Annotated in this window: 24 protein-coding genes; 13 read left to right on the forward strand and 11 right to left on the reverse strand. The window is 59.5% G+C overall.

Translation table 11 applies throughout. The features are described from left to right. The first annotated feature begins 460 nt into the window (after positions 1-460). From BF99_RS0101130 to BF99_RS0101175, 10 genes are all read left to right on the forward strand, one after another. Entirely contained in the window at positions 461-1,510 is a 1,050-nt protein-coding gene (locus BF99_RS0101130) for an ABC transporter ATP-binding protein (protein ID WP_025769400.1), read from the forward strand. A 79-nt stretch (positions 1,511-1,589) separates the two neighbouring features. Then, positions 1,590-2,819: an ABC transporter substrate-binding protein gene (locus tag BF99_RS0101135; protein WP_025769401.1), complete on the forward strand. Its 1,230-nt coding sequence runs from the start codon at positions 1,590-1,592 to the stop codon at positions 2,817-2,819. Positions 2,820-2,957: 138 nt separating this feature from the next. Continuing rightward, positions 2,958-3,986 carry a carbohydrate ABC transporter permease gene (locus BF99_RS0101140; RefSeq protein WP_025769402.1) on the forward strand — a complete coding sequence of 343 codons (1,029 nt, stop codon included), beginning with the start codon at positions 2,958-2,960 and terminating at the stop codon, positions 3,984-3,986. After that, the gene (locus BF99_RS0101145) at positions 3,983-4,855 is read left to right on the forward strand and encodes a carbohydrate ABC transporter permease (protein ID WP_038096787.1); all 873 of its coding nucleotides are present in this window, start codon (positions 3,983-3,985) and stop codon (positions 4,853-4,855) included. Before BF99_RS0101140 ends, BF99_RS0101145 begins: the two co-directional genes overlap by 4 nt. 119 nt (positions 4,856-4,974) lie before the next feature. Then, on the forward strand, positions 4,975-6,309 hold the full coding sequence (gene hisD / locus BF99_RS0101150) for a histidinol dehydrogenase (protein ID WP_025769404.1): 1,335 nt from the start codon (positions 4,975-4,977) through the stop codon (positions 6,307-6,309). Beyond that, entirely contained in the window at positions 6,310-7,377 is a 1,068-nt protein-coding gene (locus tag BF99_RS0101155) for an ester cyclase (RefSeq protein ID WP_025769405.1), read from the forward strand. After that, positions 7,374-8,138, forward strand: coding sequence for an SDR family NAD(P)-dependent oxidoreductase (locus BF99_RS0101160; RefSeq protein WP_025769406.1), 765 nt, complete (start codon positions 7,374-7,376; stop codon positions 8,136-8,138). The genes BF99_RS0101155 and BF99_RS0101160 overlap by 4 nt, the downstream gene beginning before the upstream one ends. Before the next feature lie 107 nt (positions 8,139-8,245). Continuing rightward, complete coding sequence (locus BF99_RS0101165) at positions 8,246-9,247, forward strand: nuclear transport factor 2 family protein (RefSeq protein ID WP_025769407.1); 1,002 nt, start codon at positions 8,246-8,248, stop codon at positions 9,245-9,247. 5 nt (positions 9,248-9,252) lie between these two features. After that, positions 9,253-10,254 (forward strand): cupin domain-containing protein, encoded by a 1,002-nt coding sequence (locus tag BF99_RS0101170; RefSeq protein WP_197018993.1) that lies wholly within the window; start codon positions 9,253-9,255, stop codon positions 10,252-10,254. Positions 10,255-10,330: 76 nt separating this feature from the next. After that, the gene (locus BF99_RS0101175; protein WP_025769409.1) at positions 10,331-11,044 is read left to right on the forward strand and encodes an alpha/beta fold hydrolase; all 714 of its coding nucleotides are present in this window, start codon (positions 10,331-10,333) and stop codon (positions 11,042-11,044) included. Positions 11,045-11,131: 87 nt separating this feature from the next. Here the strand turns inward: BF99_RS0101175 and BF99_RS0101180 are convergent, their stop codons facing one another. The 6 genes from BF99_RS0101180 to BF99_RS0101215 all read right to left on the reverse strand — a co-directional run bounded on the left by BF99_RS0101180 (position 11,132) and on the right by BF99_RS0101215 (position 16,385). Beyond that, positions 11,132-11,416, reverse strand: a complete 285-nt coding sequence (locus BF99_RS0101180) for a hypothetical protein (RefSeq protein WP_156013108.1) — start codon at positions 11,414-11,416, stop codon at positions 11,132-11,134. A 92-nt stretch (positions 11,417-11,508) separates the two neighbouring features. Next, the gene (locus BF99_RS0101185; protein ID WP_025769411.1) at positions 11,509-12,312 is read right to left on the reverse strand and encodes a thymidylate synthase; all 804 of its coding nucleotides are present in this window, start codon (positions 12,310-12,312) and stop codon (positions 11,509-11,511) included. Continuing rightward, positions 12,309-13,103 (reverse strand): prolipoprotein diacylglyceryl transferase, encoded by a 795-nt coding sequence (gene lgt / locus BF99_RS23220; RefSeq protein WP_025769412.1) that lies wholly within the window; start codon positions 13,101-13,103, stop codon positions 12,309-12,311. Before lgt ends, BF99_RS0101185 begins: the two co-directional genes overlap by 4 nt. Positions 13,104-13,108: 5 nt before the next feature. Beyond that, positions 13,109-13,963, reverse strand: a complete 855-nt coding sequence (locus BF99_RS0101195) for an enoyl-CoA hydratase-related protein (protein WP_025769413.1) — start codon at positions 13,961-13,963, stop codon at positions 13,109-13,111. 107 nt (positions 13,964-14,070) lie between these two features. Then, entirely contained in the window at positions 14,071-15,366 is a 1,296-nt protein-coding gene (locus BF99_RS0101200) for an MFS transporter (protein ID WP_025769414.1), read from the reverse strand. A 602-nt stretch (positions 15,367-15,968) separates the two neighbouring features. Beyond that, on the reverse strand, positions 15,969-16,385 hold the full coding sequence (locus tag BF99_RS0101215; protein WP_156013110.1) for a hypothetical protein: 417 nt from the start codon (positions 16,383-16,385) through the stop codon (positions 15,969-15,971). A gap of 489 nt (positions 16,386-16,874) precedes the next feature. Between BF99_RS0101215 and BF99_RS19925 the strand changes: the two genes are divergently transcribed. Further along, positions 16,875-17,513, forward strand: coding sequence for an SCO family protein (locus BF99_RS19925; RefSeq protein ID WP_197018995.1), 639 nt, complete (start codon positions 16,875-16,877; stop codon positions 17,511-17,513). 79 nt (positions 17,514-17,592) lie between these two features. Here the strand turns inward: BF99_RS19925 and BF99_RS0101235 are convergent, their stop codons facing one another. From BF99_RS0101235 to BF99_RS0101265, 5 genes are all read right to left on the reverse strand, one after another. After that, a complete protein-coding gene (locus BF99_RS0101235; RefSeq protein ID WP_197018996.1) occupies positions 17,593-18,198 on the reverse strand; it encodes an HD domain-containing protein in 606 nt (201 codons plus the stop codon). A 234-nt stretch (positions 18,199-18,432) separates the two neighbouring features. Continuing rightward, positions 18,433-18,654 carry a hypothetical protein gene (locus tag BF99_RS0101245; RefSeq protein ID WP_025769419.1) on the reverse strand — a complete coding sequence of 74 codons (222 nt, stop codon included), beginning with the start codon at positions 18,652-18,654 and terminating at the stop codon, positions 18,433-18,435. Between the two features lie 198 nt (positions 18,655-18,852). Next, entirely contained in the window at positions 18,853-22,062 is a 3,210-nt protein-coding gene (locus tag BF99_RS0101255) for an AMP-binding protein (protein ID WP_156013111.1), read from the reverse strand. A gap of 218 nt (positions 22,063-22,280) precedes the next feature. Continuing rightward, positions 22,281-23,321, reverse strand: coding sequence for an NAD(P)H-dependent glycerol-3-phosphate dehydrogenase (locus tag BF99_RS0101260; protein WP_025769421.1), 1,041 nt, complete (start codon positions 23,319-23,321; stop codon positions 22,281-22,283). Between the two features lie 103 nt (positions 23,322-23,424). After that, positions 23,425-23,850, reverse strand: a complete 426-nt coding sequence (locus BF99_RS0101265; protein ID WP_025769422.1) for a rhodanese-like domain-containing protein — start codon at positions 23,848-23,850, stop codon at positions 23,425-23,427. Positions 23,851-23,977: 127 nt separating this feature from the next. Here BF99_RS0101265 and BF99_RS22730 point away from each other — a divergent pair, with 127 nt between their 5' ends. Beyond that, entirely contained in the window at positions 23,978-24,133 is a 156-nt protein-coding gene (locus tag BF99_RS22730) for a hypothetical protein (protein WP_156013112.1), read from the forward strand. A gap of 264 nt (positions 24,134-24,397) precedes the next feature. Beyond that, positions 24,398-25,655, forward strand: a 1,258-nt coding sequence (locus tag BF99_RS0101280) for a S41 family peptidase (protein ID WP_025769423.1), incomplete at its 3' end; no start/stop codon positions are given.

The following is a 25,655-nucleotide window of genomic DNA, read 5'->3' on the forward strand; positions in this document are numbered from 1 at the left end:
ATCACCATGACTCGTATCGTTTGGAGGATCTCGTTTGGAGGGTCGAGATCTTTCGATCGGGATGCTTTCGGCTCGATCCGCCCATCGATCGCCGGCTGCCGCCCATCGAGCCCGGATCGAGATCGAAAGATACCTTAGGAAATCCATGACGAGAATCCATCATAAGCGCTCATCTGGCCATGATCGAATCGCCAAGGGCGATCTTCGATCGCTTCTCGATGGCTTGCCTGCGATCTTGCGATGCCCGAAGGACTTGGAGCCCGAAAAACACAATCGGCACCGGATCGTATAAATTCCGGCGCATTGCAAGGCTTCGCCCTCGGTCGATAAGGTCGGGGGGGCTCGTCGATCGATATGAAAGCACCCTCGACGGCGCTCGAGCCAAGGGTTGCGAGGATCGTCCGCCATCTTCGATGGACGGGGATCGAAAAAATACGATCAAGCGACATGGAAGGAGAAGATGGCCGATATTCAACTGCGGAACTTGAGCAAGCGTTGGGGGGATTTCGTCGGCGTTCATCGCCTCGATCTCGATATCGCGGATCGGGAATTCCTCGTGCTTTTGGGTCCCTCGGGCTGCGGCAAGACCACGACCATGCGGATGATCGCCGGACTCGAGGAGCCGAGCGAGGGGGATGTGATGATCGGGGGTCGGCGCGTCAACGATCTCGAGCCCAAAGATCGCGATGTGGCCATGGTCTTTCAAAGCTATGCCCTCTACCCGAATATGAATGTCTACGAAAATATTCGTTTCCCCTTGAAAGTCCGCGGTACGGATCCGGCAAGCCATGACGAAAAGGTGCGAAAAGCCAGCGCCATGGTCGAACTCGATGAATTCCTGCATCGCAAACCCGCCGAACTATCGGGGGGGCAGCGCCAACGCGTGGCCTTGGCCCGCGCCATCGTACGAAAGCCCAATGTCTTTTTGATGGATGAACCCCTTTCGAATCTCGACGCCAAGCTGCGGGTCTCGACCCGAGCCCAGATCAAGAATCTGAGCCATGAGATCCAAGTGACCACGGTCTATGTCACCCACGATCAGATCGAGGCCATGACCCTTGCGGATCGCGTCGTGGTCATGAACCGAGGAGTGGTGCAACAGGTGGGATCCCCGGGTGATATCTACGATCGGCCCGCCAACGCCTTCGTTGCAGGCTTTATCGGAAATCCGGCGATGAATCTGATCGAGGGCCATATCGACAACGGCGTTTTCCAAGCGCCGATGGTTCGCATCGAGGGTTTGCGCATGCAAGATGGACCGGCCACCTTGGGATTTCGCGCCGAGGATGCGCAAATCACGGATGGTGGCGGCAATATCGAGGCCCCGCTTTATGCCTTGGAACTGCTCGGGGATGCAACGATGGTCTCTCTGCGGCCCGGGGGTACGATCGTCTCCGTTCGCTCGGAAAAATCATTCCGCGCATCGATCGGCGATCCGGTATCGGTGCATATCGCCATCGAGCACTGCCATTTTTTCGATCCGCAAAGCGGGGCTCGGATCGGGGAGTGAATCGATCGTTTCCATCGGATCGAGAGGCGAATCTCGATCACTGTTTTTTTGAGCGTTCAACCAAAGGAGAAAGAAGAATATGAAAGGCATCCATTCGATGATCGCATCGGGAGTGGCGTTGATGCTGGCCGCATCCGCAGCGAGCGCCTGCACCATCTCGGCGAGGGTCAGCATCGTCGGCAATGAATTCCCCGCGATCCAAACCATCGGGGCGCAGGCCAAGGAATGTACCGGAGCCGAGGTCAGCACCAACCTGACCAAGGACCACCAAACGATCAATGTCCCCGGCATGCAGGGCAACCCCGCCGAATACACCTCGGCCATCATCGCCAACTCATCGATCGTGGCCCTGATGAACGAGGATGTGATTCGACCGCTCGACGATCTGATCGAGAAGCACGGACAGGGCCTGAAACCCTCTCAGCTGATCACCATCGACGGCAAGGTGATGGCGGTGGCCTTCATGGCCAACGCTCAGCACTTGGTCTATCGCGCCGATATCTTGAAGAAGATCGGGGTCGAGGCGCCGAGAACCTACGAGGAGATGCTGGCGGCGGCCAAGATGATCCGAGACCAAGGGATCATGGAAAATCCGATCGGCGGGGCCTATAAGGCGGGCTGGGGTCTGGCGCAGGAATTCAACAATATGTTCTTGGGACACGGCGGACGGCATTTCAAAGCCGGGTCGGCGCATCCGAATATCAATACCCCCGAAGGCATCAAAACCTTGGAGATGATGAAAAGCCTCTCCGAGTACATGAATCCGGATTTCCTCACCCACGATAACAACGAGACCAACGCCGAGTTTCGCGCCGGGAATGTCGCCATCATGAATATGTGGGGAAGCCGGGCCGAGACCTTGGTGACCGCCGATGGCGTCTCGCAGGAGGTGATCGACGGCTTTGCCATCAGAGGGCCGATGACCGTCGACGGCGGAACGACCCCGGCTTCCACGCTATGGTGGGATGGCTGGACCGTGGCCAAGAATATCCCCGACGACGAAGCCGAGGCGACCTTCATCGCCTTGATGCACGCCATCCGCCCCGAGCTGATGGAAGACGATGGCATCGCAAGGCAGGCGGTTTGGCTGATCGACGGCTACAAGCCGACCTCGGCCTCGGCGGGGGTGATCGAAGCCGCCGAGATGAAGACCATTCCCTATCCGATGATCCCCTACATGGGTCTTTTGCATACGGCCTTGGGCAACGAACTGGCCGATTTCCTGCAGGGCAAGGAAAGCGCCGAGCAAGCGCTTTCGGATGTCGAAGCCGCCTACCGCGCAGCGGCGAAGGAAAAGGGCTTTCTTTGAACGGATCTCGAAGCCGGGAGGGGGTCATGCACCCCTTCCCCCTTCGATCCTTGCGGCACCCTCACCGCACCTGATACTTTCGGTTAGGGACTGACGGGCGAAAACTTCAAGGATTTTGAATCTCATAGCCGGGATCGGATGAAACATCGCTCTTTTTTCTGGTTCTTCTTGCCCACCGGGCTGGCGATGCTGCTATTCATCGCCATGCCGATCGTCTCGGTGATCATCCAATCGCTTTATGCCCCGCATGAATCGGTGCTGATCACGGTCGAGAACTGCGGCCCTTTCGGGTGCACCGAAGAGACCACCATCGACCAAGAGGCCACCCGCGCCCTCGAAGAGGCAAAGCCCTTGGGTCGCTTCGTCGGCTTGGATATCTATCGCGATCGCGGGCATCTGGCTTTCGCCGAACTGCGCGAGGCTTGGCAATCCGGTCAAGGAATCCGGGGGGTAATCGATACCCTGGGGAATCTGCCTTTTTATCGGGCGATCACCTTCACCTTGGTTTTCACCTTCACCGTTACCCCCTCGCTGATCGTTCTCGGCCTGCTGATCGCCTTGGCCGTCAATTCCCTGCACCGCCATCTCAAGGGCTTGATGATCTTCTTCTCCCTCCTGCCGATGATCGTCACCCCGCTGATCGGCTCGTTGATCCTCTTTTGGATGATCGACAGCCGCGGCATCTTGGGAACCGCTTTGCAATCGATTTTCGAAAACCCCGATCTCTCCCTCAAGGCCTCGAGCGAGCTGACTTGGCTGGTGTTGATCATCTACGGAATCTGGCATTCCGCCCCCTTCGCCTTCGTGGTCTTCTATGCCGGATTGCAAACCCTGCCCTCGGATCAACTCGAAGCGGCGCGAATCGACGGAGCCACGAGGTGGCAACAGGTGCGCTATGTCGTGATCCCCCACCTGATGCCCTTGGTCACCTTCGTCGCCCTGATCCAGTTGATGGATAACTTTCGCATCTTCGAGCCGATCGTCGGCTTCAACGCCTCGGCCCATGCAACCTCGCTGAGCTGGATCATCTTCAACGACCTGGCAGGCGAGACGAGACAGCTCTCGGCCGCGGCCACGACCTCGGTGCTGACCATCATCGGGGTGGCGATCCTGCTCTCGCCGGTCTTGGTGCGCACTTGGCGCGAATACCGGGGCTCGTATCGATGATCCGTAAAATGCCTTTGGGCTTGCGCTTGATCAGCAGCGCCTTTTTGATCTTTTGGCTGATCATGGCCGCCTTCCCCTTTTTATGGACCTTTTGGGGTTCGTTCAAAGTGGAGCTCGATTTCTTCTCGCTGGCGGATTGGACCAACGCCCTGTTCGGGCGCAATACCGTCGAAACCCACGGCCGCCCTTTCACCGGTGCCGGTTATCACGGGGCTTGGATTGCCGAGGGGTTTTGGCGCCCCGCCATCAACACCGCCATCGTGTGCTTTTTCGTCGTTTGCATCTCCTTGACCATCGGCACCTTGGGCGGCTACGCCCTGTCCAGGGCCAAGGCCCGCTATAGTTTTTTATTGCTGATCCTGGCCTTGATCTTCCGCGCCATGCCGCCGATCACTTTGGTCTCCGGCTATATGCTGCCTTTTTTCGAATGGAATCTTTGGGGGATTCTGCCGACCACCATCGTGGTGCTGGTCGCCATCAACCAGCCCTTCACGCTCTGGATGCTGCACAGTTTTTTCCAAAATATCCCCCAAGAACTCGATGAGAGCGCCAAGGTCGATGGCTGCACCCAATTCCAGGCTTTTCGTCATGTCATCATTCCGGTGATGTGGCCCGGGGTGATCACCACCGCCTTGTTCAGCTTCCTCCTTGCCTACAACGATTTCGCGGTGACCTCGGTGCTCCTATCGGAAACCAATCGCACCATGGTCCCCGAGATCGCCGCCTTCCTCGGCACCACCTATACCGAGGGAAATATCATGTTCGCGGTGGCCGCGGTGGTATCGGCGACCGTGCCGCTGTTCATTTTGGTGATGCTCTTCCAAAATCGGATCGTCAGCGGATTGACCGCCGGCGCCGTCAAGGGATAAAACGAGCATTTTGGTAGTCGTTTCGAGGATCGTTATCCGAGCGCCCGCAAGACAATGTCGATCGAGCGAGTCATGTACCCGTCGCATCGACTCGGGATTCGAAAAGGAGAAAAAAACCGATGGCCATCGAGTATTTGAAGCGGGGAAAATCGGCCGATATCAAGGCGCAGGAAAATCGCGAGATCGTAGCGACGGTCAAGGCCGCCTTGGATGATATCGAGGCTCGAGGAGATCGGGCGGTGCGCGAGATGGCGAAAAAGTTCGACGGCTACGATCGCGATCGCTATCTCCTGTCGCGCTCGGAGATCGACGATCTGATCGCCCGGGTCAGTGATCGAGATCTCGCCGATATCGCATTCGCCCAAGAGCAGGTGCGAAACTTCGCCTTGGCTCAACGAGAAAGCATGAGCGATATCGAAATCGAAACCCTTCCGGGGGTGATTTTGGGGCATAGGAATATCCCGGTTCGCTCGGCGGGATGCTATGTTCCGGGCGGAAAATTTCCCTTGGTGGCCTCGGCGCACATGTCCGTCGTCACCGCCAATGTTGCCGGGGTACCGAGGATCGTCGCTTGCACCCCGCCCTTCGAGGGGCAGCCCAATCCCGCGGTCGTCGCCGCCATGGATATGGGAGGCGCCCACGAGATCCATGTCTTGGGCGGGATTCAGGCCATCGGGGCCATGGCCTTGGGTACGGAATCGATCGATCCCGTGCATCTGCTCGTCGGTCCCGGCAATGCCTTCGTGGCCGAGGCCAAGCGGCAACTTTTCGGTCGGGTGGGCATCGATCTGCTCGCCGGGCCCACCGAGACCATGGTGATCGCGGACGAGACCGTCGATGCCGAGCTATGCGCCACCGATCTGCTGGGGCAGGCGGAGCACGGCTACGACTCGCCGGCGGTCCTGGTCACCAACTCGAGGAAATTGGCCCAAGAGACCATGGCCGAGGTCGATCGCATCCTTGGCATCCTGCCGACGGCAAAGACCGCCGGCGCCAGTTGGCGGGATTACGGCGAGGTGATCCTTTGCGAGCACTACGAGGAGATGCTCGAAGTCGCCGATGATCTGGCCAGCGAGCATGTGCAGGTCATGACGGATCGGGATGATTGGTTCTTGGAGAATATGACCTGCTACGGAGCCTTGTTTTTGGGCCCGAGAACCAATGTCGCCTACGGGGACAAGGTGATCGGAACCAATCACACCCTGCCGACCCGAAAAGCCGGCCGCTATACCGGCGGGCTCTGGGTGGGAAAGTTCATCAAGACCCATTCATGGCAGCGCATCGTCAGCGACGAGGCCACCACCGTCATGGGCGAATACGGCTCTCGTCTTTGCGCCTTGGAGGGCTTTACCGGCCACGGCGAACAATGCAATATCCGTCTTCGACGCTACGGCGGGCGCAATATCCCCTACGGGGCGGCGGCCACGGTATCGGACGATTCGAAGGAGCGATGAATGAATCGCATCGACGATGCCAATCGGAGGTCGATCGCTTCTTGGCGCAAGGCGATGTACGACTTCGAGGTCGAGGGCGCTCGGGCGGCATCGAAGAAGATGATGGCCTCCGATGCCATCGTCCACATCTGCCATCCCATCGGCGACCTTCGAGGACCGGATGCGTTTTTCGAGGCTTGCCATGCCCCGCTTGCGAGGGCGTGGCCGGATCTCGAGCGCCGAGACCATATCGTGATCGCCGGATCGAGCGCGCACGGCGATCATTGGGTCGGATGCGCAGGCTATTACTCGGGGCTCTTTTTGGAACCCTGGCTCGATATTCCGCCCACCGGCCACCTTGCGCACATGCGTTATCACGAATTCTTTCGTCTGATCGAGGGCGAGGTCGTCGAGATCCAGGCGGTGTGGGATATCCCGGAGGTGATGATGCAAGCGCGGGCGTGGCCGATGGCTCCCTCGCTCGGACTCGAGTGGCATGTGCCGGGGCCGGCAACCCAAGACGGCATCGAGGACGGTCAACGGGACGAGACCCGCTCGAAAGCCTCCCTCGATATCGTCATGGAAATGCTCGCATGCATGAACCGCCATCCATCGCAAGGCGGAGCCGAAGTGATGGAGATGGAGAGATTTTGGCATCCCAAGATGAACTGGTACGGACCCTCGGGCATCGGTAGCGCACGCGGCATCGAGGGCTTTCGCAACTGGCATCAAATTCCCTTCTTGAAGGCGATGCCGGATCGGGAAACCTTTCTCGAGCAGATCACCTGTCATTTTTTCGCCGACGGCGATTATGTCGGGGTCACCGGCTGGCCGAATATGGTGCAGACCTTAAACCATGACGGCTGGATGGGCATCGCCCCCGTCGGCAAGCGCATCACGCTTCGAAGCCTTGATTTTTGGCGTATCGAGGCCGGGCTGATCCGAGAGAACTGGGTGCTCGTCGATCTCCTCGATGTCTACCGACAGATCGGGGTCGACGTCTTCGCCAGGATGCGGGAGTTCAACAAGGCCCGCCGCACCGGATCGATCGCCTTGCAAGGGGCGCCGCTTCAAGGGGCGAATCGATGAGCCTACCCAAGACCCCCTCCTTTTCGCTGATCGGCAAGAACGCCCTGATCACCGGAGCGAGTTCCGGGATCGGACGCGCCTGCGCGGTGGCGCTGGCCATGGCCGGTGCCAAAACCACGATCGCCGCCCGTCGCACATCGGCCTTGGTAGCGCTGGCCGACGATCTCGAGAATGCCGGCGCCGAGGCCCGGGTGCTGACGATGGATGTATGCGATATCGATGCCATGCAAGAGGCGGTGGCATCCGCCGGGCCTTTCGATATCCTCGTCAACTCCGCCGGTCTTGCGCGTCATTCCCCGAGCCTTGCAACCTCGGAAATGGATTTCGATGCCGTGACCGCGATCAATATCAAGGCCGCTTATTTTCTCACCCGCACCGTGGCCAAGGGGCTGGTCGACGGGCATCGTCCCGGATCGCTGATCAACATCTCCTCCCAGATGGCGCATGTGGGGGGTATGGAGCGCTCGGTCTACTGCGCCACCAAGCACGCGGTCGAGGGGTTCACCAAGTCCATGGCCATCGAACTCGGGGGATATGGAATCCGCGTCAATACCATCTGCCCCACGTTCATCATGACCGAACTGACCCGCCCCACCTTCGACGATCCGCAAAAGCGGGCGTGGGTGGAAAGCAAGATCAAACTGGGAAGGATCGCCGAGGTCGAGGATGTCATGGGGGCCGCCGTTTTTCTCGCATCCGATGCCTCGGCGATGATCACCGGCACATCATTGCTGGTCGACGGGGGTTGGACGGCGGAATAGTCATCCGCAGCGACCTGCGGGAATGGCTCTTGCGGAACCACCCTCGATCTCCTCGGGGATAGGCCTCGAGAGCCGATCACGAGCATCGAGGATCGACAAGGAGCGATATGAAAGGCTTCGACGAACGATTCGCCGACTTCCCCGATTACATCATCGGCATCACCCGTCAGATCTGGGAAGAGCGCGAACTTGCAAGTCTGCACCGCTTCTACGCTCGGGATATCGTCGTTCGCTCCCCGGAAGCGGTGATCACCGGCAATCAAGGGGTGATCGCGGCCACCATGGCCACCCTCGCCGAATTCCCGGATCGAGAACTGCTGGGAGAGGATGTGATCTGGTGCGGCGATCCGAGTCAAGGCATGCTCTCGTCGCACCGGATCCTTTCCAGAGCGAGCCACCTCGGATCGGGGGTCTACGGCGATGCGACCGGCAAGAAGATCGAATATCGGATCATTGCCGATTGCCACGCCTTGAACAACTGCATCGACGACGAATGGCTGATTCGCGATCAATCCGCGATCGTGCGCCAATTGGGGCTGACCCCCGAAGAGTTTGCGAGGCGAACGATCCTGCGAGAACGCGAAACGGGCAGGTCGCAGCCCCCGCTCAATGAAAAAAACGATATCGAAGGGCCCTATCGCAAAAAGGGCAACGATAACGAATGGGGGGCGAGGCTGGCCGATATCCTCACCCGGATCATGGGCGCGGATTTTTCGGCGATCCCCAAGGAATACGATAGAGCCTGCGAACTCGCCTACCCCGGGGGGGTCTTGGCTCGTTCCCATGACGGTGCGGATCGATTCTGGATGGGGCTCCGTGCAAGTTTTCCGGCGGCGACATTCGAGATTCACCATGTCATCGGTCTCGAGGAGGCGTCCATGCCCGCCCGAGCGGCGGTGAGATGGTCGCTTTCCGGCGGCCACGATGGTTGGGGAGGCTTCGGTGCGCCCACCGGCGCCGAAGTCTATATCCTCGGGATCACCCATGCCGAATTCAAGGCGGTCGGCTCGCAGCCGAGGCTGCGCCGCGAATGGACATTGATCGACGAAACCGCGATCTGGAAGCAGATCCTCCTTTCGACCGGGGTCGGTCTCGAGGCGACGGGATAACCGACATGGGACTTGATCACACCATCGTGCGCTATCGGGATCTCAAGCCCTGCAAGAGCGCCTTCATCGACGCCCATACCCCGGGATCGGATCGAAAGGATAACTTCACCATCATCGGGGCCGGGGTATCGGAAAATCCGGATCAGCATATCCATATTCGAAAGACCCCGGGGTTCAATATCGGCGCCGCCGGGCAGCCTCCCGGCTGCCGCAACAGCCTGCATGCCCACCGAACGGCGGAAGTCTTCTTCGTCCTCGAGGGTCGATGGCGGTTTTTCTGGGGGCGACGGGGCGACGCCGGAGAGGTCGTCCTCGATGAAGGGGATATCTTCAATATCCCGACCGGCATCTTTAGGGGATTCGAAAATATCGGCGCCGATTACGGGATGATCATGTCGATCCTGGGTGGGGACGATGCCGGGGGCGGGGTGATCTGGGCTCCGGAGGTGATCGAGGAGGCGGCGAAGCACGGCATGATCTTAGGTGAGAACGGCATTGTCTACGATCGCGAGCAAGGCGAGCGTCTACCGCCCGGGATCGAACCGATGCCGGTATTGACCGACGAGGCGCTCGACGCTTTCCCCGAGCCCGCCACCGACGATATCGTGCCCTTTCATGTCGCTCGCCATCTCGACCTCCTTGCCCTGAGCGAGGCGAGCGACTCCCCTATCGGGGTTATCGGCGAACACGCCTTGCTGCGCGATCGACCGGGCTTCGAAGTCGACTTCCTGGCGCGCGCAAGCGCCCGAGGAGATACCTTCGTTCACCAATCCCCGGGGGTCTTGATGCCGATGCGGGGTCGCTGGTCGGTGGAGATGGACGATGAAAGAGCGAGCCTCGATCCCGGCGATACCATGCTGATCGAAGGCGGCAAGCCCTATCGTTTGGCGCCGAGCGGCGAGGGCGAAGCATGCCTATATCGCGTGGTGGCAACGACGGACACCGCCGGGCCGACCTGGACCGCTTGGCGAGAGGCCTTGCCAAATACATCGCCAAGCGTGCAATGAGGGATCGAATCGACGATCGCCGTCCCATCGCTCGCCCATCGAGGACTCGCCCGATGAACGCTCTCGGTCTTTCAAAATGACCCAATCGATTCTTTTTTTACCGGGAATGATGTGCGACGGTCGTCTTTACGGACCGCAAATCAAGGCCTTGGGATCGAGCTGCGATTATCGGATCGGGGATCTGGGCGGCTATGAATCGATGAGCGATATCGCCACCGAGGTATTGGCCGATGCCCCGGCGACCTTCGCCCTCGTCGGTCTTTCGATGGGGGGCATCGTGGCCATGGAGCTGATGCGCCAGGCTCCCGAACGCATCACCCATCTCTTGCTGATGTCGACCAACCCTTTCAGCGAACTGCCCGATATCGCAAAGCGCCGTCCCTTGCAAATCCAAGCGGCGGACGAGGGCGATCTCTCTCGCCTGATGCTCGAAGAATTCATCCCGAATTACTTGCCGCAGGATTCGGATGCCGGATCTTCGGATAACGAAGAGGCGATCCGGGATCTCTGCCACGCCATGGCCATGGATCTCGGACAAGGGGTTTTCAAAAGACAATCCCGAGCCCTGATGCATCGACCCGATTACAGCCCGGATCTACCGAAATACGATCTCCCGTGCACAATCCTGTGCGGCGATCGAGATCGTCTTTGCCCCGTCTCCCGCCACCTCTATCTCGCCGATGAAATCCCGAAAGCGCAGCTGACGGTCTTGGAAGGGATCGGCCACCTTCCGACCTTGGAGGCCCCGAACCGAGTCTTCGAAGCCATCGAATCGTTATTGGATTTATAAGCGAGCAAAGCGCCGCCGATCGATCATCGAAAAAACCACCCCGACAACGGGCGGATGCGCTCTCGAGGGTCTTCCAAGCGTTTTCGATCAGTGCAAGGTCTCGTCGCCCGATTCGAACATCGACGAATATTCCTCGAAGGCCACTTTCATCTCGTTGAATACCTCATCTTGCGGCGGCGAGCGCTCTTCGAGTCTTTCCAAGAGAAAGGTGAACAGCCCTTCGACGGTATTGGTAATCGTCTCGACCATCGCCTCGTCCACCTCGATATCGGGACAATCCTTTTCCAGCATCTTGCCCTCGGCAAATGCCTTCATTCCGGAAAATATCGCGGCATGGACCGCATAGATCCGGCTGACTTTGGGGTGTTCCATCTTTCTTCCTCTTTTTTTTCGATGCGATCGAGTCCGCCCCGCGCCGAGCGCGCAAAAGCCGGGGCTCGTTGCGATCATTCACGGTATCGTTTTCAAACCGCGATCGGCGCTCGTATCGCCGGATGGTGCCGATAGTCCAGCAGCTCGAAATCCTCTCGGCGGAATTCGAAGATCGATTTGACTTGCGGATTGATCTTCATGCGCGGCAGGGGATGGGGATCGCGCTCGAGCTGCAGATCGGCCTGCTCCTGGTGATTTCGATAAAGATGCACATCCCCGAAAACATGGATGAACTCCCCCGGCTCCAGCCCCGTCACCTGCGCCATCATCATCGTCAACAACGAGTAGGATGCAATATTGAACGGGGTGCCGAGAAAAATATCCGCGCTTCGTTGATAGAGCTGACAGGATAGCCTTCCTCGGCAAACATAGAACTGGAAGAGCAGATGACAAGGAGGAAGGGCCATCTCGTGGATCTGGCTCGCATTCCAAGCGGAAACGATATGACGCCTCGAATCCGGATCGCGCTTGATGCTCTCCACCACCTGCGCGATCTGATCGATATGCTCGATACGCCCCTCTTTCATCGTCGGCCACCGCCTCCACTGAAAACCGTAGATCGGGCCGAGATCTCCCTTTTCATCCGCCCATTCATCCCAAATCCGGACCCCTCGTTCGTTCAACGAGCGGATATTTCTTTCACCGCGCAAGAACCAAAGGAGTTCATGGATCACGGCATCGATGCGAAGCAACTTGGTGGTAACGGCAGGAAAACCCTCGCCGAGATCGAAACGCAACTGAGCCCCGAACAGACTCCTCGTGCCGACCCCGGTGCGATCCTCTTTCCATTCCCCGTGCTCGCGAATCTTGCGCATCAGATCGAGATATTGCCTCACCGCCCTTTTTCTCCTTTGAACGCCAGCGTCAAAAACACGACCCCGGCCAGCAACATCGGGGCCGTCAACACCTGCCCCATCGTCACCCACCCGAATGCGAGATAGCCGATATGGGCGTCGGGGATCCGTACGAACTCGACCAGAATTCGGGCCACCGCATAGCCCGCAAGGAACAGGCCGGAGGCGGCCATCAGCGGGCGGGGGCGCTGCGTGAACCACCATAAAAGCACGAAAAGAACGAACCCTTCCAAGAAAGCCTCGTAGATCTGCGATGGATGCCGGGGAATGTCACCGGCGATCGGATCTTGGAAAATCATCGCCCACGGAAGATCCGACGGCGCTCCCCATAATTTACCGTTGATGAAATTGCCGATGCGACCGGCCATGATCCCCGGGGGGATCAGCGGCGCGATGAAATCCGCCACCTCGAAAAAACCTCGTGAGCGCCGCTGCGCGAACCACGCCATCGCGATCAGCACTCCGATCAATCCGCCGTGGAAGGACATCCCTCCTTGCCAAATCATCAGCAAGGAAAGCGGATTTTCCAGCAAGCGAAGGGGTTCGTAAAAAAGCATATACCCGGCTCGTCCGCCGATGACCACCCCGAGGACGATATAAAGGAGGATATCGTCGACATCGACTTCACGAAAGCCGCGCCACTCCTGTCGCGCTCGCCGGCGCCCCAGCCACCATCCGCAGCCGAAGGCCAGCAAATACATCAGTCCGTACCAATGAATGGCGATCGGTCCCAATTCAATGGCGACCGGATCGAAGCCCGGATGAAGCAGCATCGAGGCTAACGTCCTTGCCAGTGCGGGCGGCGTTTTTCGGCGAAAGCGCGGGGGCCCTCGACCAAATCCTGTGATTCGTACATCCGGCGAGCCACGGGGAAGACGCTGTCGATGGCATGCTCCAAGGGCATCGCCGAGCCCATCACCACCGCCTCCTTGGAGGCTCGAACCGAAAGCGGAGCCCCGGCGAGTATGTCATCGGCCCAGCGCCGGGCGGCGATCATCAACGCCGAGCCCTTCTCTTCGCCGTCCTTGGGCTTCGATCCATCGCTTTCCGCCCCTTCCTCGGACATCGCGCTCGGGACGATCTCGTTGATAAGGCCGAAAGAAAGGGCCTCGGCGGCCCCCAAGCGTTTGCCGGCGAGGATCACCGCCATCGCCGCATGCCAAGGGATCTGCCGGGGCAAGCGATGAACCCCGCCGGCGGCGGCCATCAGCCCCACTCTCGGCTCCGGCAACCCGAAGGTGGCATGGTCGACGGCAACGATGATATCGCAGGCCAACGCCAGTTCGAAACCGCCCCCCAAAGCCAATCCGTTGACGGCGGCGATGATCGGTTTATAGCAACCGACTCGGCGCGTCAGCCCGCCGAAACCCCCGACGAGGCCGCTTCGAAGCTCTCTTACCCGCTCGGCCCCGTGATCGGCTTGGAACTTCAAATCGTTGCCCGCGCAAAAGGCGCGATCCCCGGAGCCGGTCAAGATCGCCAGCCATTGCTCATCGTCTTCATGAAAGGCGTTGAAGGCCGCATCCATCTCCATCAGGGCATAAGGATGCAGGGCGTTCATCACCTCCGGCCGACGAATGGTGATGGTGGTGATCCTCTCCGAGATCGAAACTTCGATGAACTCATGACTCATGATCGCTCCTTGCATCGATCTTGCATCGATCGTTTATCGAGATCCGAGGGCTTCATCCGCCGGCGGCGCCGCCCTTCGGCGAAGGGGGCCGGGCGAAGGATCGCTTTTCAAAGCCCTTGCCCTTTCGCCGGCAATGGCTGCGGACTTTTACACCGGAGCAAGGACAGCGCTCCGATCACGAAAAAACCGCAGGTCAACGAAAAAGCCAGGGTATAGCCGCCTTGAAAGTCGTAGGAGAGTCCGGCGATGATCGGCCCCAAGCCGAAGGAGATGACCTGACCGAACTGCATCGAGCCCATGATGCTGCCGAACTGCTTCATATCGAAGATTTCCTGCACGATCAAGGGCATCAGCACCCCGAAGCCCCCCATGAAAAAACCGTAGAGCCCGGCGATGACCGCCACCGTTCCCGGGCCTGCAAGTCCGGCTTGGACAAGAAAGGGGATGAGGGCGATCAATCCACCGGTCATCGCTTGGCCGATCAGGCTCACCATCGTCATCGACTTGGCGCCCAAGCGCTCCGTCATCCAACCGAAGAGGTATTTGCCGCAAGCCCCGCAGGTCGCAAGGACGACCAAGGCGAAGGAGGCCGAGGCTTTGGACAATCCCGCTTGGGTCAGATGGGGGAAAACATGAGGCAAGAAGACACTGTAGGCGAAGGCGCCCAAAACGAGGGTATTGAGAACGGCGAAAAAGGAGCGGCGAACCCGGGCCTTCTCAGTGCGATGATCGATATCTTCCGAAGGGTACGCCTTCGTCGATTCCGGCGAGGGCGAGGCAACGGAGCCCATCGCCTCCTTGCCTGCGAGCGAAGGCCGGGGATCGGCGGCGGGCGGCTCCTCGCGCACGATGTAATAGGCCGCCACCGCCACCGCCAGCGAGATGAAACCGATGACCACCGAGGCTTGGGACCATGACATCGCGGTCAGCAAAATGGCGACCGACACCGGCATGATCAAGCCCCCGATGTTGTTGCCCATGGTGGCGATGCCCATGACGCGCCCGCGTATCCGGGGATACCACTTCGCCACCAAACGCCCGGCGGGCAATAGCGTGAGACCGGCAAAGGGCACGAACTGCAACAGGCTGAGCGCATAGAAATGCCACAGTTCGCTTATCCACGGTCGCAGGCAAAAACTGATTCCGAAAAGTACGAGGGAGAAGACGAGGATCGGCCGGGCGCCGAAGCGATCCATGGCCTTGCCGAGGAGAGGAGCCGCAAGCCCTCCGACCGCGAGAAAGGAAAGGGATACGCCGATTTGGGTCCGCGTCCAGCCGAACTCCTCCTCCAAGGGGGCGATGAAATGGCCGAAGGCATATTGCGACACCCCGATCGCGATCGCCGTCGAGGTGAAAACCATCGCGATCACGAAAGGGCCACGAGAAATTCCTTGCAATCGCATTCCACAATATCCGGCAATCGTGATGGGCGAGATTCGGATCCCCTGCCCTCATGGCGTTTTCGTACCCGACACTTTGCCGAGTCTTTTTCGCTCGGCCTCTTGTTTTTCCGCCGGGGGGCTATACCTAAGCGGCGAAAGGGCTTCGAATTCTCGTGATCGGATGGCTCTTCGGCAACCTCTTCGGCACCCTTATCGGCATCGGCGCTTTATCTTCGGTGGCTATGTCCTTCGCATGAATCGCCCATGGCCCGCGCCATCGATATCGGGGATCTCGGGATGGGAATCTCTCGGGATCGAGGGCGCCGAAAAAACCGAGTATCGAATCCGCTTGCACCTTGGAGCAACCACCCGACAAGCATCGTTCTCGTGGATAAAGGCGATATGGCCTTCGAGATTTCGCCCTCGCCCCTCCTTTCGATCCCCGTTCTTTTATCCTTGAGAACCTCGGCACTTCACGAAAAACGCTTTTTTATCGCATCGATGCCGGGGTTTCTCGGGGCTTTTTCGAATAAACGATAAAGCGAAGCGGCGAGCGGCCAAGGAGATTCTTCCTCCCCCTTTGCCGCTCGCCGATATCTCTCGCCGGCCCAAGGATTCGACGATCAGCGAATCACCGAGGTGGTGTTCATCAGCGTTCCGCTGGCGCTCGACCACGTCTGCACCAACAAGGGCTCCGTCGAGCGAAGACGTATCGATATCCAAGTAACCACCCCCGCCGGACGAGGAACATCCAAGGTGAACGCTATATCGTCCACGCTCACGAGGTGATAGCCCCACGGCTCGATCCGGCTTTGCTCCGGCTCCCCGTGATAACGGGTGCCATTGACCGTCGAGACATCCACATACAACGGACAAGGGTTATCGGATTCGCACACCATCGACAAGAACTCCCCGCCTTGGATCGGGAGAATGCCGACGCTGGCTCTTAGCGGCATGTTCAGCCCCGCATGACCGTCCGCCATCGCCGACCCTGCGAATAGAAGGGTCGAAAGAGCCATGATCCTCGATATTGCTTTCATCCTTTTTCTCCTTGTTGATGGCTGCCGACAGCCAATCTTCGGGATATCTCCCTCACCTTGCCATCGATCGGGAGGCGAAACGACAAAATGAGTGTTGCCTACAAAAAAAATGAAACGCGATTTCAATGCCGAGAACGAAAAGACCATCGCCCCCTCGAAGCGTTCCATCTATCGAGGCGATCACCCTCACAGCGGCATCAAGAGGCTTGCGAAAAAACCTCCACCTTGCGAATAATATGCGATCTTCGATCAATCGCCCGAATCCGATGGCAAGCGGGCTTTATCATCCTTGTCCGATCCGGCTTATCCGATCCGGCAAGAGATGCAAGATGAGGATCTTGCGATGATCGGCGGCGAGGACTCGGCGACAAGCAAGGATCTTCGTCGACACCTCTGGATTTCAATAAAATTCCCTCGATGAAATTCGGTCGACATCTTGTCGATCTCTTGTCGACACCCGATCCGTGCACACTGAGGAATCCGATGGGCATGCAATTGTCATTCATCCACGATCAACGCATCGTTATCGGAGCGATCGTGGTTTCGGCACTCTTGGCGGGAGTCTTCCTCGGGACGATGGTGCGCAAGCCGATCCCCGATGACGAGCCGAGCCAAGGCGTCACCTTGGGGCACTATGAAATCGGCGGCCCCTTCGAACTCACCGACCAACGAGGCGAGCGGTTGCATTTGGACGACCTTGCAGGCAAGGCGTTCTATCTTTCCTTCGGCTATACATTTTGCCCCGATATTTGTCCTGCGACCCTCGCTCGCATACGCCAAGCCAAGTCTTTGTTATCCTTCGATGACGCCGCTCGTTTCACCGGCGTTTTCATTTCCGTGGATCCCAAACGGGATACCCCGCAGCGATTGGGAGAATATGTCGAATATTTCGATCCCGAGTTCATCGGTTTGACCGGTAGCGAAGCGGAACTGATCCTCGTTGCGCAGCGCTATGGAGCCGGATTTCGCATCCCCGAGGGCCAACCGGAACAGGGTTATCTGGTCGACCATACCGCCTTCGGTTATCTGATCGATCCCGGCGGTCGGGTGCGGGCAATCTATCGAGGGGAGGAAAGCCCGGAGGCGATCGCAAATAACGTGCGCGATATCCTCGAAGAGATGGGCTAGGGATCGGTGGGCTAAAAGCCAATGGGGCTAAAAGTCGTCAGGCCCGGCAAGAAAGCGAGTCGGATAAAGGGATCGAGGCTCATGGACCGGCTCGATCCACCACCGGCCAGTCTTCCTTGGTCTGCGCCCCCCAAGGCACGCGAGCGAATATCCGCCGCAGCATCGGTTCGAAATGCTCGATGGGACGGGTTTCGTAGCCCGGATCGAAGGCCATTTGATCGTAGCGTCCGGTAAAACGCACCGTCATCTCATAAGCGGGATGATCGCGATAGCGCTCGCGTTCGTATCGGTTTTTGCCGATCTTGTCCCAGTAGTAATAGCCTTGGAAGATCCCGTGATGCTTGAGCATCCAATGGGTATGGCGGGATACATAAGGGCGCAGGATATCGGCACCGACATCCGCATGATTATGCGGAGCGAGAGAATCCCCGATATCGTGCAGCAAAGCGGCGACGACGAACTCCTCGCATTCGCCGGCATCCTCGGCGCGGGTGGCGGTTTGCAGCGAATGCGCATAGCGATCGATCCGGCCACCGGGAAAAGTGTCGTGCAGGCACTCCATGAAGGCGAGGATCCTATCCGGGGTGGCATTCATGAAGGGCTTTGCAATCTCCTCGCCCAAGGCATAATCCTCGACCGTCCCCTCGTCCATGCGGGTATAGGACACCGTGCGCATCGTCATCATCGACTCCCTCCCCCATGATCTTTCTCGATGCGATCTTTCGCAGGATCATCGCGCGATTTTCCTTTGTCGATACCGACAAAGAACGAAGTCTTATCCGATCGATTTCGAAATCATCGCCCCTCGTTCAAGCGCCGTCGACGATCCCGGCGATGATATTCCATCTTCGTTTCACGGGATCGAATCGCAAATCCTCGATCCTTAGTCTTTTCGCTCGGCCCTCGTCCACTCGTCCATTCATCCATCCGTCGATTCATCGGCCTCTTTTTCGATGGGCCAGGCTTTGAACGCCAATACATAGATCATGGCGATATTGACGAGGGGGATCATGATCAGCAACGAAGGCCAGCCTGAATGGCCGGTGCGTTTCCATATCCGCCAAAAGGGCCAGATCGAAAAAAAGATCACGATCGCGAAAAGGATGAGCTGAGAGAAAGACCCGTCCATCTGTTGTTCCATGATTGAAAACTCCTTGGTCCATATACGATCGAAAACGCCCGATCTCGCAATCCGAAAATACCGTTATCTGCGATCGAGGCAACGAAGGCTCGAAGACAGCATCCCCGACAAGGGCGATCGAGCGAGTCTCGGGGCGATGAATATCGCCCTTTTTTGCACGGTAGAAGTATAGGGATCCCTTCATTTCTTCTTTCGCATTCATTCCTTTTCCCGGCGCTTTGTCTGCTCGTTGCGGATGGAATCGAGCAGATCGCCGAGCACATCGTGCCGGGCCCCGAGATCGGGTTCGCCGCACTGGGCGAGGATCACCGCCCGGGCCGCATCCCGCAGCCTCACCGCTTGCGCCCACTGCGAGTCTTCGGGCATCGAGGTTTCGGGGGGCGAATGCCTTCCGAACGTATCCGCTTCGGATCCCTCGTCCTCCTCGTCCCCTCCTTCGCCCTTGTCATCCTCGCCTCCTCGGGGATCGAGCGGATCGATCGACGGATTGATACGAAACCACACCTCCCCCGGGCGCGGGATCCACTGCCCATCACGCAAAACCGAGCGCGAGCCCGATAGCGTCACCGGAACGATCCGAGCGCGAGATTGGACCGCGATCTTGAACGCCCCGAGGCGAAAGGGCAACAATCCCGGCATTCGATGCATGGTCCCTTCCGGGAAAAGGCCGATGATCTCCTTGCGCTCCAACCTCGAAGCCAAGGATTCGACCGCCGAAAGCCCGGCTCGATGATCCAATCGTTCGGCGAACTCCACCCCGTAGGCGCGTAATAGATTGGCGATGAAGGGATTGGAGGTGAACTCCGCTTTGGCCACGATGGTGATCGGCACCGGCATCGCGGCCAACAACAACGGGCCATCGAGATAGCTCGCGTGATTGACCACCACCACCGATCCCTCTTGGAGATACTCGCCCCCGGTGGTTCGAAGGCGAATGCCGACGGCACGAAAAGCGGTGCGCAACAGCCAACGACCCCATCGCCAGCGGGCTTGAACATTCCACGACAAGGCGAATAGCGGCAAGCTCAGTACGAAGAGCGGGATCGCGATCGCCCCGACATGGATCGAGTACGCCATCCGGGCGAGCCATCGCCCTTGCCTGCGCAAAAAACCGGCGGCCGCCGCCAGGGTCAAACGAAGCAACTGCAAACGGACCGATCCCGCTCCCCGCCCGATGGCTCCGGCCTCGAAGAGCTCGCGCATCGCGGGGCGTCGAATTTTGCCGCTCGAGGTCTTGAGGACGCTTCGCGGCGGCGCCAAAACGATATCATCCGGCGGCGATCCCGCTCGGTCGGCGATTTCACGGCGGATCTCGCCTTCGATCCATCGCCGCCTCGACGAGTCCCGCTCGCGAGTTTCCGCGACCACCACGAGGCGCTCGCTACCGGTGCGCGGATCCGGGCAGGCAAAGGCGGCGACGCAGCCCTTGCGCACCCCTTCGACTCCGGCGACCGCGGATTCCAGATCGTAGGGATAGAGATTGCGCCCGGCCCGAACGATCAGATCCTTGTCGCGCCCGGTGATATGGAGTTCCCCGGCGGCGATATAGCCGCGATCTCCGGATCGCAGCCATCGACCATCGAAAAGCGCCTCGGTCGCCGCCGGGTTGCGGTAATAACCGGATGTGGTGGAGGGACCGGCGAATTGCACCGATCCCTCCATTCGCTCCTCGCGCTCCGTCCCCCGCTCGTCGACGATCCGCACCTCGAAACCCGGGATCGGGGGGCCGCAGGAAACGAATTCGGCGACCTTGAAGGCGGTGGATTCGGTGGCGGGATCGGGGGCGGAATCACCCCCATCGATCCCGGCGGCGAGCGATTCCCCGTTCAAGGATTCCGGCTGCAAGGCATCGAGGATCGGCTGCGCCCGGCCTCGCCGGGAGAAGGCTTGGGCATCGATTCGATCGACCTTGAAGCCGCGATCGGGCAGGGGGATCGAAACCCCCAAGGTCGCCTCCGCCAGACCGTAGACCGGGGCCAAGGCCTCGGCGCGAAATCCCGATCCGGCGAAACGCTCGGCGAAGCGTCTCATGGTGCGCGCCTGCACCGGCTCGGCGCCGTTGAAAGCGAAACGCCAGCACGATAGATCCAGAGCCTTGATCTCCTCGGCTTCGGGATCGATCCGGCGCACGCAAAGCTCGAATGCGAAATTGGGTCCCCCGGAGATCGTGGCCCGATGCCGATCGATCGCAAGCAACCAACGCTCGGGATTGGCGAGAAAATCGAGCGGGGACATCAGTGCCAAGGGGAATCCGTAATAGAGGCTCCCCATCCACATCCCGATCAAACCCATATCGTGATAAAGGGGCAACCAGCTGACCGCGGCATCATCGGGGGTGATCTCGATGGCCTGCCCCATCGCCACCAACGAGGCGATCACATCGCCATGGCTTAGAACCACGCCCTTGGGATTACCGGTGCTGCCGGAGGTGTATTGCAAGAAGGCGGTGGATTCGGGCGAGGGATTCGGCGATCCCTCGAAGCGACCTTGCGCTGCGATCAACTCCGCGATATCGACCGTTCGCAGCCCCGCCACTTGCGCCCCGAGCAGGCGGGAGACGGCGAGGATCGGGGAAAAGGTGATCAGCATCTTGGCCGAGGCGTTGTCGAGGATGGCGGCATGCCGACGCATGTGATCCTCGATCTGATTGGGTCGAGCCGGGGGATAGATGGGTACCGGCACCGCTTGGACCATCTGTACCGCAAGAAAAGCGCACAGATAATCGAGTCCGGTCGGCAGCATCAAGGCGACATACGAGCCCGGCTCCAGCCCGCGCTCGACCAACCCGGCGGCGATTCGACGAACCCGATCGTCGAGATCGCCGAAGCGCACCGGGAAGGGATGCACCGAGCCCTTAGGAGCCGCCGAGCCCTCGAGATAAACATGCACCCGATCGCCGTGATGCCGAACGTGAAAATCGAGGGCTTGAAGGAGGGACGATGCCGAGGGCGGCCAATGATCGGCCGCTCGGGCGCCGGCGAGGCGATCGGCTGCGGAGGGCAAGCGACCGCTCGTCGCCTCCCCCGTCGATGACTTACCGGCGGCGGCCGATGCCGCAAGGCGCAAGATCGGCAGTAGTTCCCGCGCCGTCTCCGCGCTTCCCATGACCTGCACCGGGATCGCCGCCCCCGAAGCCTTTTCCAAGCGCGCAAGCAGCTCCATGCGCGAGAGGCTGTCGAGCCCCAAATCACGATCCAAGGCACTATCGAGGGTGATCCTCGTCGTCGCCGCAAGGTGGGGGTGCAGCTCGTGGACGATCGTCCTCAAGGTCTCGAGCAACAGTTTCTCGACGATCTCATCCGAGGCCGCGCCCGACGGATCGCAAGGCGAATCTTGACTTGCGCTCGATGGATTCGATTTCGATTCCGATTCCGATGAGCGCGAAGCATCGGTCGATGCGTGATTCATGGGAGCCAAAATCGCCTCCTTTTCCAGAACCGAAAAGGGATCGAGGGGGATCGAAAGAGAAAGAGATCGAAAGGGATCGAAGATATCGGATGTGCAAAAAACGCCGATCGGTATCAAAAAAAGACCGCTCGACAAGGCGTAAAAAGGCGACAGGATATCGATGGAGATCGACCGTTATGCAACCCGAAACGCCGAAGCATCGAGCGCTACCCGCCCTTTCACGCCCCCGTCGCCGATGCGCGCTCCCGATCCCGCGCCAGCAGCGCCTGCACCGCATCGAAAGGCTCGATCTCCCCGGCCACCACCGCCCGCACCTGCTCGCAGATCGGCATCTCGACCCCCAAGTCCTGCGCAAGACGGCTCGTCAGGGAACTGGCGGCGATCCCCTCGATCACCTGACCATCGAGGCCGCGATGCTCGCTCGTCAACGCCGCCGCTCCCGAGCCTTGCGCCAAAGCCAGCCCGAACCGCCGGTTGCGGGATTGATCGTCGGTGCAAGTGAGAACGAGATCGCCCAGGCCGGCCAAGCCCGTGAAGGTCTGCGCCGAGCCGCCGGCGGCCTCGCCGAGGCGACTCATCTCCCGCAGCCCGCGAGCGATCAATGCCGCCCGAGCGTTCGCCCCGAAACCGAGTCCATCGGAGATCCCGGCCGCGATCGCCAGAACGTTCTTGACCGCTCCGGCAATCTGGATCCCGATCAGATCCGAACCTGTGTAGATACGAAATCGCGGACCGGAAAGACGCTCGGCCCACCAATCGACGAACGATTCTTGACTCGATGCCAACGCCGCCGCGCCGGGCAATCCTTGGGCGACCTCTTTGGCGAAGGTCGGACCGGATAGCAGCCCGAAGGGGAGATTCGAAGGCAAGATCTCTCGGGCGACCTCGTGTAAAAGACGCCCGCCGGTAACATCGAAGCCCTTGCCCGCCCATAACACCCCCGCCGTCGGCAAGGACGCTTCGCCGAGCGCGCTTCGAAGCAAGGCGCAGCGTTCGGCGAAAGCATGGCTGGGAACGGCGAGCAGGATACCCAAACAAGAAGAAACCGCCTTTTCGAAATCGACCTCAAAGGCCAGCGCATCGGGAAGGCGATGACCGGGAAGATAGCGTTCGTTGCTTCGTTCGGTGACCATCGCCTCCATGAGCGCCGGATCCCGCCCCCAAAGCACGACGGAAGAGCCGTTGCGCACCAACGAACAGGCCAAGGCCGTGCCCCAAGAGCCGGCTCCGATCACCGCGATATCGAATTGTCGAGGCATTCGACCTCCATCACGGGGGTACCGTCCATACGAGGAATTCGGCCAGGAAAAGAACGAAGCGCCACCGCCCGAGATCCTTGGATCATGGGCACATTCGAGGAGATTATTTTTTCGTCAACGGCAGGCTCGCCCCCTCCCATGCAAGAATGCCGCCGCTCAGACTGTAGACATTATCGAATCCCTTGGCGACCAAGGCGCTTGCGGCCTTGATGCTCGACTGACCGCTGCGGCAAACGGCCACGATGGGGCGCTTTCGGTATTTATTGAGCGTATCGATGCGGGTATCCAAACCGTTGGCGGGCAGATTGATGGCATTGACGATATGCCCCTGACGGAACTCCGCCTCCGGGCGCACATCGAGGATCAACGCATCCTCTTGATTGATGAGCCGGGTCGCGCTCGCCGGATCGATATTGCGCACCCCCTTCGCCCGGCCTTGGAAGAAGGTCCAAATCAGCGCTCCGGCGACGGCGATGAAAGCCATGAACAACAACTGGTTGTTCAAGAAAAACTCCTGAAATCTATCCACGGATCTTCCTCGACATTGGAAAATGACGGACGTAGACGACCGGCCCGGCGATGGAAGCGAAATTATAGACCCCCCGGCTTTCGAAACCGGCGGCGCAGCGAGCGATATGGCAAAAGGATCGTAGGCCATGAAGGGGATCGATCTCGAACGATGGGGTTATCGTCGACGGATTCGGCGGATCGGACGGCGAGCGCCGCTTGCATCTCACTGGAAAAATATCGAGATCGCCTTCGATATCACCTCTTGGCGGGGGCATCGCTCGCCCCCGATGGATCGGGGATAATTTGCAAGTGGATGCTATGAGCGAGTATCCTACGGACAATTAAATACCTTCGGACCATTCTCGGCGATGGGGATCCGTGAACATCTCGATATCGTCGGCGGCGCGCATTTGCGCCATCACGCTACATGATCGCCGACGCTTTCGATGTTTCGACTCGATCACCCATCGACAAAGACCACTTCTCGATCAACGAAGCGACCCGATTCGAGCGGCGAGATCCCCGCTCGTTCGCAAGACGGCCAACCAGAGCGAATCGCTATGAACATGACATCCACCAAGACCATTCCTTTGCTGCTGGTCGGCGCGATCGTCGGCGGAGTGCTGACCATCGCTCCGGGGGTGCTGGCCGAAAAATTGACACCGAATCTGATTACCGGCGAGGAACCGCCACCGGGACTCCCGCTTGCGGAACTGCGAGAGATCACCGAGGTCATGCTGAGAATCGAAAGGGATTATGTCGATCCGATCAAAAGAGAGGATTTGATACAAAGCGCCATCGACGGAATGCTCGCCGGCCTCGACCCCCATTCCTCCTACCTGGTTCCCGAAGGCATGAAGAACCTGCAAGAGCAGACCCGAGGGGAATTCGGGGGGCTCGGGATCGAGGTGGGGATGGAGGATAACGGCTATGTCAAGGTCGTCGCCCCCATCGACGATACCCCCGCTTTTCGCGCCGGAATGCAATCGGGGGATCTGATCGTTCGCCTCGACGGAAAATCGGTGCGGGGACTGACGCTGACCGAAGCGGTGAACAAGATGCGGGGCAAGCCCGGCACCACCATCGTTTTGACCGTCGTGCGTCAAGGGCTCGATGCTCCGATCGAGGTCAGAATCAAGCGCGATATCATCCAGATCACCAGCGTGCGCACACGCATGCTCGAACCGGGCTACGGATATGTCCGCATCAGTACCTTTCAGGTGCGCACCGGGCAAAACCTCATCCAGAGCATCAACAAACTCCAAGAAGAGAGCGAAGAGGGACTTCACGGCTTGGTGCTCGATTTACGGAACAACCCCGGTGGGGTCTTGAAGGCGGGCGTGGATGTCGCCGACGCTTTCTTGGAATCGGGCACCATCGTCTACACCGAAGGACGCCGCGACGATGCCCAACTGAGATTCAACGCCGAGCCCACCGATATCATCGACGGGAAACCCTTGGTGGTGCTGGTCAATGGCGGCTCGGCCTCCGCTTCGGAAATCGTCGCCGGGGCTTTGAAGGATCATCACCGGGCGGTCATCATCGGCGAGCAAACCTTCGGCAAGGGCTCGGTGCAGACCATCCTCCAAACCGAAGGCAACGCCGCTCTCAAACTGACCACCGCTCGCTACTACACTCCGTCCGGGAATTCGATTCAGGCTCAAGGGATCGTTCCCGACATCATCAGCGGTCAAGTACAGATCACCCGCGCCAGTCAAGAGGGACTCTCACGCCTTAGGGAAGCCGATCTCGCAGGTCACTTGGAAAGTGACAGCGATGACGGCGATGAGAACGAAGGCGCCGAGGGCGATGGCGTCGAGGGCG

The organism is Thioalkalivibrio sp. HK1, assembly GCA_000583135.1.
Classification (GTDB): Bacteria; Pseudomonadota; Gammaproteobacteria; order HK1; family HK1; genus HK1.

Excerpts from the sequence above, each read along its gene's own strand:
- BF99_RS22730 (WP_156013112.1), top strand. The coding sequence starts at position 23,978 with ATGAAGGGGATCGATCTCGAACGATGGGGTTATCGTCGACGGATTCGG.
- hisD (WP_025769404.1), top strand. The coding sequence starts at position 4,975 with ATGGCCATCGAGTATTTGAAGCGGGGAAAATCGGCCGATATCAAGGCG.
- BF99_RS19925 (WP_197018995.1), top strand. The coding sequence starts at position 16,875 with ATGCAATTGTCATTCATCCACGATCAACGCATCGTTATCGGAGCGATC.
- BF99_RS0101260 (WP_025769421.1), bottom strand. The coding sequence starts at position 23,321 with ATGCCTCGACAATTCGATATCGCGGTGATCGGAGCCGGCTCTTGGGGC.
- BF99_RS0101170 (WP_197018993.1), top strand. The coding sequence starts at position 9,253 with ATGGGACTTGATCACACCATCGTGCGCTATCGGGATCTCAAGCCCTGC.
- BF99_RS0101235 (WP_197018996.1), bottom strand. The coding sequence starts at position 18,198 with ATGATGACGATGCGCACGGTGTCCTATACCCGCATGGACGAGGGGACG.
- BF99_RS0101175 (WP_025769409.1), top strand. The coding sequence starts at position 10,331 with ATGACCCAATCGATTCTTTTTTTACCGGGAATGATGTGCGACGGTCGT.
- BF99_RS0101200 (WP_025769414.1), bottom strand. The coding sequence starts at position 15,366 with ATGCGATTGCAAGGAATTTCTCGTGGCCCTTTCGTGATCGCGATGGTT.
- BF99_RS0101180 (WP_156013108.1), bottom strand. The coding sequence starts at position 11,416 with ATGGAACACCCCAAAGTCAGCCGGATCTATGCGGTCCATGCCGCGATA.
- lgt (WP_025769412.1), bottom strand. The coding sequence starts at position 13,103 with ATGCTGCTTCATCCGGGCTTCGATCCGGTCGCCATTGAATTGGGACCG.
- BF99_RS0101155 (WP_025769405.1), top strand. The coding sequence starts at position 6,310 with ATGAATCGCATCGACGATGCCAATCGGAGGTCGATCGCTTCTTGGCGC.
- BF99_RS0101245 (WP_025769419.1), bottom strand. The coding sequence starts at position 18,654 with ATGGAACAACAGATGGACGGGTCTTTCTCTCAGCTCATCCTTTTCGCG.
- BF99_RS0101165 (WP_025769407.1), top strand. The coding sequence starts at position 8,246 with ATGAAAGGCTTCGACGAACGATTCGCCGACTTCCCCGATTACATCATC.
- BF99_RS0101135 (WP_025769401.1), top strand. The coding sequence starts at position 1,590 with ATGAAAGGCATCCATTCGATGATCGCATCGGGAGTGGCGTTGATGCTG.
- BF99_RS0101130 (WP_025769400.1), top strand. The coding sequence starts at position 461 with ATGGCCGATATTCAACTGCGGAACTTGAGCAAGCGTTGGGGGGATTTC.
- BF99_RS0101160 (WP_025769406.1), top strand. The coding sequence starts at position 7,374 with ATGAGCCTACCCAAGACCCCCTCCTTTTCGCTGATCGGCAAGAACGCC.
- BF99_RS0101215 (WP_156013110.1), bottom strand. The coding sequence starts at position 16,385 with ATGAAAGCAATATCGAGGATCATGGCTCTTTCGACCCTTCTATTCGCA.
- BF99_RS0101145 (WP_038096787.1), top strand. The coding sequence starts at position 3,983 with ATGATCCGTAAAATGCCTTTGGGCTTGCGCTTGATCAGCAGCGCCTTT.
- BF99_RS0101140 (WP_025769402.1), top strand. The coding sequence starts at position 2,958 with ATGAAACATCGCTCTTTTTTCTGGTTCTTCTTGCCCACCGGGCTGGCG.
- BF99_RS0101255 (WP_156013111.1), bottom strand. The coding sequence starts at position 22,062 with ATGAATCACGCATCGACCGATGCTTCGCGCTCATCGGAATCGGAATCG.
- BF99_RS0101195 (WP_025769413.1), bottom strand. The coding sequence starts at position 13,963 with ATGAGTCATGAGTTCATCGAAGTTTCGATCTCGGAGAGGATCACCACC.